Consider the following 11,314-nt stretch of genomic DNA (forward strand, 5'->3'; position numbering starts at 1 on the left):
ATGTGATTAATAAAGTCGATGATTACATAGATTACTACAATAACCATAGATGTCAATGGGGATTAAAAAAGATGACTCCTAAACAATTTAGAAATCATCTTTTAAATGTTGCTTAATCCCTTTTTTTTATAATGTCCTTGACACGGGGACCATTTTAAACCTTTTAGTATTCTTTATATTTTTTATTGTTATAGTTTATATCTTATTTGTGATACTAACATTGAATTTTATTATTAATTTTAAATAATATATCATTAGCATATTTTAAAGATTCAAAAGTTCCAGCATCTGTCCATTCTCCATCTAAAATATCACAGGTTAATTCCCCCTTTTCAATATATACGTTGTTTACTGATGTAATTTCATACTCTCCTCTTTCAGATGGAGTTATATTTCTTATAATATCAAATACTTGATTATCATACATATAAACGCCAATTACTGCAAAATTACTTTTAGGATGCTTAGGTTTTTCTTCTATTTGTATAACTTTCAGCTCATCAATAGCAGCTATTCCATATCTTTCAGGATCATTAACTTTTCTCAATAAGACCTTTGCTCCTTTTTTCTGTTTCTTGAAATCTTCTACATATTTCTTAATACAATGCGTTATAATATTATCTCCAAGAATAACTACTATATTGTCTCCTGCTGCAAAATCTTCTGATAAAGAAAGAGCATTAGCTATTCCCAATGTATTTTCCTGAACTTTGAAATTAAAATTGCATCCAAATTCTTTTCCACTACCCAAAAGTCTTACTACTTCTCCCATATGCTGTTTACTTGTTATAACAAGAATATCCCTTATTCCAGACAAAACCAATTGCTTAATAGGATTATATATCATAGGTTCTCTTCCTACTGGAAGTAAATGTTTATTTGTAACTTTTGTTAATGGATATAGCCTAGTACCTTTTCCTCCTGCAAGTATAACCCCTTTCACTTTAATCACACCCTATTATATTTGATTATATATTTTTGTGTAATAATTACGATATTCACCTAATGTAATGTTTTTTAACCAAATTTCATTTTTCAAATACCATTCTATTGTATTTTTAATTCCTTTTTTAAAGGAAACTTTAGCTCTCCAATTAAGTTCTTTTTCTATTTTGCCTGCATCTATAGCATACCTTTTATCATGTCCTTTTCTATCATTTACATATTTAATTAATTTATAGTTTATATATTTCTTTCTATAATCATTATCTGGTAAAGTATCATTTAATATATCTATTATTGTTTTTACAATTTGTATGTTTTGTTTTTCATTATTTGCGCCTATATTATATACTTCACCAATTTTTCCTTTCTGTAAAACTAAATCAATTGCTCTACAGTGATCTTCTACATAAATCCAATCTCTAATATTTTTACCATCACCATATATAGGTATATACTTTTTATTAAGACAATTATTTATAGTTAACGGAATTAATTTTTCTGGAAATTGATAAGGTCCGTAATTATTTGAACACCGTGTAATATTGATTGGTATTTTGTAAGTATCATAATATGATTTTACAATTAAGTCTGCACTAGCTTTACTTGCTGAATAAGGACTGTGTGGATTCAGCATGCTTTTCTCTGTAAAAAAGCCATTTTGTCCTAAAGACCCGTATACTTCATCAGTAGAAATTTGCAAAAACTTTTTTTCTTCTATAAACTTATCTTTTAATTCCCAATATTCTTTAGTTACATTTATCAAATTATGAGTACCTAAAACATTTGTTTTTATAAAAACATTAGGATTATATATACTTCTATCTACATGAGATTCAGCTGCAAAATTAACTACATAATCTATGTCATTTTCTTCAAATAATTTAATCAAAATATCTCTATCACAAATATCCCCTTGTATAAATCTATAATTTGTATTACTTTCAACTTCTTTAAGATTTTCTAAATTACCTGCATAAGTTAATTTATCAAAGTTTATTATTTTTATATCATTATATTTTTTTAACATATACAATATAAAATTTGAACCTATAAACCCTGCTCCACCAGTAATTAAATAGGTTTTCATTTTTTATCACCTTTCAATTATTAATAACATAACTCTTTTAAAGTTATTTCCATTTATTCAATATATCAATTACGTATTCTATTTCTTCATCTTTCATTCCATACCAAATTGGCAGACTTAAAACTTCTTTAGAAATTTTCTCAGCTATTGGAAAAGTTCCTTGTTTAAAACCTAACTCTTTATATGCCTTCTGTAGATGTATAGGTATTGGGTAATGTATTAAAGTACTTATCCCTTTTTTATTAAGATAATTTCGTAATTCATCTCTTTTTTTACTTCTTATAGCAAATAGATGCCATACTGGTTCTACATCATCAATTACATATGGTAAAATTATATTATTATTTTCTATATGGGACATATATTTAGATGCAATTTTTTTTCTATCCTCATTCCACTTATTTAAATATTTTAACTTTACACTCAAAAATCCTGCTTGTATTTCATCTAATCTTGAATTAAAACCTTTATATTCATTAAAATACTTTTTATTTGAACCGTAGTTTCTTAATGATGTTATTATTTTAGCTAAACATTTGTTATCAGTAGTAACAGCTCCTCCATCTCCTAGTGCCCCTAAATTTTTACCTGGATAGAAACTAAATCCTGCTGCGTCTCCTAAACTACCTATTTTTTTCTTTTTATATTTTGCTCCATGCGCTTGAGCACAATCTTCAATAATTTTCAAATTATACTTTTTTGCTATAAGATTAATTTTGTCCATTTCAGCAGGTTGACCATATAAGTGAACTACTATCACAGCTTTCGTATTTTTCGTAATTGCATTTTCAATTAAATCTGAATTTATATTATAAGTTTCAACATCTGGTTCAACAAATACTGGTTTTGCACCTGCATAAGATACTGCTAAAGCTGTAGCAATATATGTGTTTGAAGGAACAATAACTTCATCTCCAATACTAATATTTAACCCTTTTAAGGCTAAATGTAATGCATCTAATCCATTACCACATCCTACACAATATTTTGTTTCGCAATAATCTGCAAAAGACTCTTCAAACCTTATAACTTCTTCTCCTAAAATAAACCAACTCTTGTTGTAAATTTTTTCAAACTTTTGATTCATCTCACTTTTTATTTCTTCATGCATAGGCCTTAAATTAACAAAAGGTATTTTCACTAATTTTCACTTCCTATAAAAAACAACTTTAGATTTAATAATTTCTCACTCAATTACATTATATTAATAATTGTTATTTATGTGATTTAAGCATAAATCATATATAAAAATCTATATTTATTATTTCAACTTCTTAAAATAAGTTTTGTTTACAGAATAAGTAGCTCCAAATCCCTCTTTAAATTCTGCTAAGCTGTAATTTAATTTTTTTCCATTATTTTCAGTACTAATTCCAAAAGAAAAATATCTAAAATTATTCTCTTTTGCCGTTTTTATAAGATTATAATTCAGAAAATTCATCGGAAATACATATAAATAATCTGGATGAGCAGCTAAATATTGTGTATGAAAAACTTTATTCTTAAATTTGAAAACCATACTACCTGCCGCTAATACACCATTATAAAATACCCCATAGAAATCAACCTCATCTTTAAGTATGTTTTTTTTGAATTCAATTAATTCTTCAAAAGTATGCACTGGTGTGGCATTAAATTTTTTTAAATTTATATAAAGTAAATTATAAAAATTCAATATCTGATTGTCCGTTTCAATTTTTCTAAAATCCAAATTAAATTTCAAAGATTTTTTATAATCTCTCCTTTTATTTGCAGTAAAATTTAACTCAATCTTATCTTTATAGTTATTAAAGTCAATATAAAAACTTAATTCATCATAACACCTATAATCTTTATTAAATAAAAAATAATCAATTAAATTAATATTAGCTACTGAAAAAATTTGAGATGAATTTTTAAAAATAATTTTATTAAATCCATGTTCCCTTAAATATTTTTCTAAGACTTCAACTATACTACTTATATGCTTTATATTATTAAATTGATTATTTATTACAATTCCTCCAAATGTACTTCCCTTATGAGAATATAAAATTTTCTTATTACCTTCTTTTATCTCACATGCTGGAATCACTGCTATAATTATATTCTGTCCTTTAAATACAATTAACGAATGATCAATGAATCTATCTTTCGGATGATAGTTTAGAAATCTTCTAGTTTGAAGAAAAGTTCCATTTACAGAATTATTCATTACAAACTCATCCCATTTTTTCTGTAAAATTTCATTAAACCGTTCAACCTTCAATAACATATATATCTACACTTCCCTTTAAAAAATTCACCTTAATATCTTTACTAAAGACTTAAGGTGAATTTATAATTTTACTATTTTAATATAAGTTTATTTTACTAATTCTGCATATCCAAAACCATCTTTTCCAAAATCATTTCCATTATAAAACATGTATGTTCGTTCATTATATTTTAATATTGCTGGATAAGCAAAATGCTTACAATCCCAACCACTAGAAGATAATCCTATTCCTATTTCGTTATCTTTCCTTATCCAATTAATTCCATCATTCGACTCTGCATATCCTGAAATATAATCTTTATTAAGCGTTCCATAAGTATAAAACATTCTATACCTATTTCCTTCTTTTATAACGCGTGGTCTACCTATTCTATATTCCTCTCCCTTTGTATCTATACAAACTTTCCCTTTACCTTTAAAAATAATACCATCAACTGATTCATAATATCTAATATTATATTTAGGATAAGGTTTTCCATCAATTATCTGCCATCCATTTCCAATTCCTCCCCATGCTTTCCATATACCGTTATCATATATAACTGAGTGTATTGATCTAATATATAACTCATCATCACATCTATCAAGAATAGGTGCTTCACTATATCTATAAAAAGTTTCTCCATTATTCTCACTTATTGCTAATCCAGTATAAGCTAAAAATTTCACTTTTTGTACTAGCTGAAATCCTACATAGTACATATAAATCTTATTTCTATTATAAACTACATCTCCTAGAATCATCCCGTTATCATCAAAAGCACCTAGTTTTCCAATATCTAGTACTGGTTTTTTAGAAATATTTATTATTTCTGATGGATTATCTGCATTTAAATCCACATAACCTATTCTACTCACCCCAAATTCATCACGAAATCCAGCATATACTCTAATGATATTTTTTGATATTAGAATTGGTGTAGGTGTTAATGCAGAATTTTTAGCCCATAATATTTTATTTTTAGGATTAAATACCAATCCTTTTTTTACCCATTTCATACCTATATCCCCCTTATTTTATTAAAATTTATTCTTCTAATCCAAAATATTGAATAGTACTTTTTACATCAGGTTTAGCAGGATTACCTTTTAATATTTGACTATCTTTAGTATTTTTAGTAACTACAGCGCCAGCAGCAATTAAACAATCTTTACCAACAGTTATAGTGTCAACTAATGTACAATTAACCCCTAAAAAACTATTTTCCCCTATTTCACAATAACCAGGTATGACTACATGAGATGTAATAAAACAATTATCATTTATAATACTTCTATGCCCAACATGATTCCCACTCCACATAACAACATTATTCCCTACCTTGACATGGTATTGTAAAGTATTGTCTTCAAAAATAAAACTATTTTCTCCAATTTGTACATTTCTCCATACAAAAGCACGTGAACTTACATAAGAAACAAATTTATATCCTTTATTTTTAGCTGCATGATATAATCTAGTCCTAGTTCTATTAAATTGTGTAAATGTAATTGCTGTAAATGCTTTATATTCAGATGTTGGAAATTGTTCTTCCATATTTTCAAATGCTATAACTGGTAATCCAAATAAGCTATCTTTTTTTAGATATTTTTTTTCAACTGCAAATGCAGCCACTTCATACGGTGAATCATACGTAAAATATTCATATGCTATTTCAGCAAATTCACCATCACCAATAATAATTATTTTTTCTTTTTTATTCTTACTCATCAATTTTTCACTCCCCACATATTTTAAAAATTCATAATAATCTCTTATATAATCTTTCTCATCATAATGATCAGATGCAAGTACTAAAAGTACAGCATCTTCTGTAAAATCATACATCTCACGCCATATATTTGGTCCAATAAACAAACCACTGTTTCTTTTATTAAGTAAAACTGTTTCTCTTTCTTTTCCATCATCAAGTAGAACTTTACATGAACCATTAACACAAACTAATATTTGCTGTAGCGTTTTATGATCATGATATCCTCTTATTACATCTTTTGGTACATTAAAAATATAGTATACTCGTTTAATTTGAAATGGTATATCCTTATTACCTTCTATTGGTATTAATGTACCTCTTTTGTCTGCTATCTTTTTAAATTTAAATTTTTTTTGATTCATAAAATATTCCCCTTTAAAAATGAACCGATCTGTTAAGTTATATGAACATTGATAATTCATTAAAAAATATTTCATTTAATGAATTAGTATACTACATTTTTAAAATATTCTTTATATTTTTCTTTAAGTTTCTGTAATTGTGCATAATAGTCATTACCCTGATTTAAACCCTTTTCTACATATCTCATTCCTTCTTCTGCAAAACCATATACATATTTAACCATATCTTTCTTTGTACCATTCCACTGTATATACGCAGGAATTCCTCTTAAATTTATATATTTTTCAATTCGCTTATAAAAAAAATCCGCTAATAAATAATTTTTTAGCTGGGATTTATTCCTGTATTCTGCCCAATTAATCTGAGGAAAATAAATTTCCTCACTAAAATTTTCAATAATATAATCAACTAAAGCAATTTCAGCTTTCATCCTTTTTTCAATATTATATGAAAGATTTTGTGAATGTAATCTATAATATATTACAGGTTCTTCTATTTTTCCATATCGCCAACCATGTTTTATATATACTAACGAATTTAAAGTATCTGCTGAAAAATCATTTCCTTTATATATAATCCAACTTAATCCATTCTTTATAAAGAAAGCTTTTCTAAACATGCAATTCATTGGAATAACTCCTGATCCTGTATGAAAAATCTTATATACTATTTGATTAGGATTATATATACTATATCTCCATCTATCAGTTAAATTATTATTTTCATCTACAATATTAAGATCACTATACACATAATCTTTATTTTCATTTTTCTCAAGATACTCTACAAATTTTTCAATTGTATCTTTTTCTACAAAATCATCACCTGCCATCAATTGAAAATATTTGCCCTTACCTTCCTTAATAATTTCTTGAATTCCTTTAGATGCTCCACCTGAATTTTTATTATGATGAATTCCACGAATATTATTATAATTTTTTTCATATTGTTGGATTATTTCCTTTGATCCATCTGTAGAGCAATCATCAACTAACAAAATTTCTAAATTAGGATATGTTTGATTCAAAAAAGATTCAACACATTTTGCCAAATGTTTTTTACTATTATAATTTGAAATTCCAACAGTGACTAAAGGAATATTGTTTTTTGATTTGTTTATTTTATAATTTATATTAAATAAATCTTTTAAAATCTTATTTATCACTTTAACTTGCTCTTTTAATGAATAATTTTCAACTATAAATTTTCTATATTCACTTGAATTATAATCATCAGAACTAATCATTTTAACAGCCTCATCTATTGTATTCCAAACATACTTCTCTGGATAAATTCCTCTTGCTCCTACAAAATTGTGGATAATTGGTTTTATTCCTTTAGCCATTGATTCCATAATACCCACTGGATGACCTTCTAAAACACTTGTGGAAATCAAATAGTTCTTATCTTCCAACCATTTATTTATGTCTTTCTGCCATCCACTAAATATAATATTGTTTTCCATGCCCATTTCTTTTATCATCTGCTGAAAATATAATACATATCTTTCTTCATTAAAGGTTCCTGCTATATATAGCTTATATCTATTATCTCTGTTAAAAATTGCTTTAAATGTATGAAACAATAGCATAGGTCCCTTTTTAAAATTTATATATCCTACATATGCTATATTGAATCCATTTTCTCTTTCCTTGTAATTATGTCTATCCAAATTAATTCCATTTGGGATTACAATAGTTTTTTCTACATTAATATTTACTTTGTTTAACACAATATTTCTTATGTGCTCTGCCACAAATATAACTTTATCAACATTTTCCCAATTAACCTGTGACATATTATTGGTAAAAGCTTCATAGCTGTGTAATCTGCATATAATCTTCTTTTCTTTTGCTATTTCCTGTTTACTTCCATATATAATAAGTGCATCACACCACTCAAACCAACATATATCAGCCCACTTCATGCCTTCATCAATCTGATTCCACTGAGTAACGATTATCTTTTTTGTATCATAATCCTCAGATAATCTATTAATTATTTCATTAATAAAACTATCTAAATTAGGCAAAACAAAAAAAACTATTTTCTTTTTATTTTCCAATCCCTCGCCCCCTCAAGTCAAGTTAAGTTATAAAAAACTTGGTTTAGAAATTAAGTTAAATATATTCTCATACTTTACATTGTGTCACACAACTATATTATATTAATACTAACCTCATTATATTAATACTAACCTCTTTGTGTGATTAGTCTGTTTAATTAATATAAGATTATTTAAAAACCCACTCATTATACGTATGGGGATTGTTTTCCTTTATTATATAAACCATTGTAATATTGATACGTTTCTTTTAATCCTTCTTCTATAAAATACTCTGGTTCCCAATTAAGCAGCTTTTTAGCTTTTTCATTATTAATGTAACTATGCAGTATATCTCCCTCTCTTTTACTTGCATATATATGGTTAAAGTCTCTTTTTGATATACTCATTATATGTTTTACCAACTCATTTATACTAATTTTATTATTAGTAGAAATATTTATTGTTTCATTATTCCCTTTAGTTAATGCAGCAATGTTAGCATTTACAATATCCTTTACATATATAAAATCTCTTGTTTGTTCTCCATCTCCATAAATCACAGGAGTTTCTTTTTTTATTATTTTATTTAAAAATATTGCTATAACCCCCCCTTCTCCTTTAAAAGCTTGTCTGATTCCATATACATTTGCATATCTTAATATAGTAAATTTAATACCATAAAATTCACTAAAAGCTTTAATATAATACTCTGGTGTACGCTTTGAAATGCCATAATATGAAATAGGATTTGTTTTATGTCTTTCATCAATAGGAAGATACTTAGGATTCCCATAAACAGCTGCTGAAGATGCATATATAATTTTTTTAACTTTATTTATCCTGCATGCTTCTAATACATTTATAGTTCCAATTATATTTACATCAGCATCGAATTTAGGATTTTTAATAGATTTTTGAATATCTATTTGAGCAGCATGATGTATACATACTTCTGGCTTAAACTCATCAAAAACTTCAAGTACCTTTTTATTATTTCTAATATCCACTTTATAAAATTTAGCCTTGTTATTTATGTTTTCTTCTTTTCCTGTTGACAAATTATCAATAATAGCAACCTTATGATTTAGTTTAACTAATCTATCAACTATATTGGAACCAATAAATCCAGCTCCCCCCGTTACAATAATATTCATTTTGTCCCTCCACTTTTCATTTACACAATATATATAATATGATTACTAGTATGAATTGATAATATGAATTTATAAAATAATCTATAATAATGTACCGTTTTCTCTCATAAATTATAGAAGAACCATATTACTGTATGTTTGGGGTGAGGATCATATGCTATCAAATAAGGGAAATTACATCGTAAAAACTTCTAAGAATAGATTTTATAAATTTTATATTAATAATAAAAAATTAGTTACTGAAAAATTTATTGGTAATCAAAAAATAAACCAAGCTATTCTGGATGAAGAAATATTAAATTATTCTTTAGATATAGATAAATATGATAAAATACATCTGATATATCTAACTATTAATGGTGCTCTTAAATATACAAGCTATCCTTCTAACAATAACCATATGAATATACTTACACTTAAAAATAACTTATCTATAGATACACTGGATATAAAAGTGCTTGAATCAGACATACATATATTTTACAAAACAAATAGCTTGTATAAAAATAAAAGCCTTTTGTATCATCATTATTTTCATAATAATAACTTTCTTGATGAAGAAATGATCGAAATAAACTGTCCTAAATATGTCTGCCCCTATTTTGTTGATTCTTATAAAAATAATATATATATGCTTTATTGCAATGATTATGATAAATCTCAATATAAAATAAAAAAATTTAATTCTTTCACTAATCTATGGTGTGATTTTGAAAATAATATTGTCATTAAAGATGCAAATAATTTAAATTTTTTTGTAACTCCCAATAACATAGGAATAATTTCCTACAATAAAGCTATAAACAAAAACCTGCAGACTTTAATAATATATAAAGACTTTAATACAACTGATTCTATCTGGTCCCAAAATATATGCATTTCTAATAACAATGTAAATTCATTTAAGCCAATAATTTTTTCTAAACAAAAATATACTTATGTTGTATGTAAGGAAAGTGACAGCATAATATATAGAAGGTCAAATGACCTCATTCATTGGAGTAAAGAACATATACTAAATACTAAACAAAAAAACATAGCTACTTATGCATATATAAGTAATAATTCTAATGATTCTATTTTTAAAATTAACACTATATATTTATCCTGCAATGAAGCTCTTTGCCCAATAAAACGTTCAGAATCAAATTATCCCTCTCATACTTCAAACAGTACTGACCTTTCTATTTATAAATTACCTGATGCAGATAAACCTTTGCAAACTAATACATCTGCGGCTCCTGAAATAAACTATGATGAAATTATTAATGAAAAAGATAGAACTATACACAGCATTAATTCTATGAATTTATATTTAACAGACCAAATAAATATCCTTAATCATGAATTAAATGATTATGAAATGCTGCTTGAAAAACTTAACGCTGAAAAATTATTAAACAACCAAAAACACAACAAAAATATCAGTTATTATGAACGTCAAATAAATACTTTGAAATCAAAAATTAATGAATCATCTATAAACACAAATAAAAAAATACAATCTATGCTAAAAATAATAAACGAAAAAGAATTTACTATACAAAATTTATATAACTTAATAAATAAAACAAAATAATCTAATTACCTAAGTTTCGTACAAACAAAACTTTATTAGTTTCCATATTATAGTTTCCAAAAAATAAATAGTGGATAATACCAAGCCTTGAAGTATAATTTTCTTACCACAAAAAAATTAAGAAAGGC

The 11,314-nt window shown here is 25.9% G+C and carries 10 protein-coding genes; 2 read left to right on the top strand and 8 right to left on the bottom strand.

What is annotated here, in order from left to right; translation table 11 throughout:
• Positions 1-116: IS3 family transposase (locus OIO11_RS12700; protein WP_268071831.1), on the top strand; the 116-nt coding region annotated here is incomplete at its 5' end.
• A gap of 98 nt (positions 117-214) precedes the next feature.
• On the opposite strand, the gene OIO11_RS12705 is transcribed toward OIO11_RS12700, so the two are convergent.
• From OIO11_RS12705 to OIO11_RS12745, 8 genes are all read right to left on the bottom strand, one after another.
• Positions 215-943: a sugar phosphate nucleotidyltransferase gene (locus OIO11_RS12705; RefSeq protein ID WP_268071823.1), complete on the bottom strand. Its 729-nt coding sequence runs from the start codon at positions 941-943 to the stop codon at positions 215-217.
• Between the two features lie 15 nt (positions 944-958).
• A complete protein-coding gene (gene rfbB / locus OIO11_RS12710) occupies positions 959-2,032 on the bottom strand; it encodes a dTDP-glucose 4,6-dehydratase (protein WP_268071824.1) in 1,074 nt (357 codons plus the stop codon).
• Between the two features lie 43 nt (positions 2,033-2,075).
• Positions 2,076-3,173: a DegT/DnrJ/EryC1/StrS family aminotransferase gene (locus tag OIO11_RS12715; RefSeq protein WP_268071825.1), complete on the bottom strand. Its 1,098-nt coding sequence runs from the start codon at positions 3,171-3,173 to the stop codon at positions 2,076-2,078.
• A gap of 120 nt (positions 3,174-3,293) precedes the next feature.
• A complete protein-coding gene (locus tag OIO11_RS12720; protein WP_268071826.1) occupies positions 3,294-4,286 on the bottom strand; it encodes a GNAT family N-acetyltransferase in 993 nt (330 codons plus the stop codon).
• A 90-nt stretch (positions 4,287-4,376) separates the two neighbouring features.
• Positions 4,377-5,288: a hypothetical protein gene (locus OIO11_RS12725; protein WP_268071827.1), complete on the bottom strand. Its 912-nt coding sequence runs from the start codon at positions 5,286-5,288 to the stop codon at positions 4,377-4,379.
• Positions 5,289-5,316: 28 nt separating this feature from the next.
• On the bottom strand, positions 5,317-6,405 hold the full coding sequence (locus OIO11_RS17175; protein ID WP_326497940.1) for a NeuD/PglB/VioB family sugar acetyltransferase: 1,089 nt from the start codon (positions 6,403-6,405) through the stop codon (positions 5,317-5,319).
• Positions 6,406-6,488: 83 nt separating this feature from the next.
• Entirely contained in the window at positions 6,489-8,471 is a 1,983-nt protein-coding gene (locus tag OIO11_RS12740; RefSeq protein WP_268071828.1) for a glycosyltransferase, read from the bottom strand.
• Positions 8,472-8,659: 188 nt separating this feature from the next.
• Positions 8,660-9,607: an NAD-dependent epimerase/dehydratase family protein gene (locus OIO11_RS12745; protein WP_268071829.1), complete on the bottom strand. Its 948-nt coding sequence runs from the start codon at positions 9,605-9,607 to the stop codon at positions 8,660-8,662.
• 154 nt (positions 9,608-9,761) lie between these two features.
• Between OIO11_RS12745 and OIO11_RS12750 the strand changes: the two genes are divergently transcribed.
• The gene (locus OIO11_RS12750) at positions 9,762-11,186 is read left to right on the top strand and encodes a hypothetical protein (RefSeq protein ID WP_268071830.1); all 1,425 of its coding nucleotides are present in this window, start codon (positions 9,762-9,764) and stop codon (positions 11,184-11,186) included.
• The last annotated feature ends 128 nt before the right edge of the window (positions 11,187-11,314 follow it).

The organism is Clostridium sp. ZS2-4 (assembly GCF_026719745.1).
Classification (GTDB): domain Bacteria; phylum Bacillota; class Clostridia; order Clostridiales; family Clostridiaceae; genus Clostridium_H.

Coding starts and splice junctions, on each gene's coding strand:
- OIO11_RS12720 (WP_268071826.1), bottom strand. CDS start 4,286: ATGTTATTGAAGGTTGAACGGTTTAATGAAATTTTACAGAAAAAATGG.
- OIO11_RS12745 (WP_268071829.1), bottom strand. CDS start 9,607: ATGAATATTATTGTAACGGGGGGAGCTGGATTTATTGGTTCCAATATA.
- OIO11_RS12750 (WP_268071830.1), top strand. CDS start 9,762: ATGCTATCAAATAAGGGAAATTACATCGTAAAAACTTCTAAGAATAGA.
- OIO11_RS17175 (WP_326497940.1), bottom strand. CDS start 6,405: ATGAATCAAAAAAAATTTAAATTTAAAAAGATAGCAGACAAAAGAGGT.
- OIO11_RS12725 (WP_268071827.1), bottom strand. CDS start 5,288: ATGAAATGGGTAAAAAAAGGATTGGTATTTAATCCTAAAAATAAAATA.
- rfbB (WP_268071824.1), bottom strand. CDS start 2,032: ATGAAAACCTATTTAATTACTGGTGGAGCAGGGTTTATAGGTTCAAAT.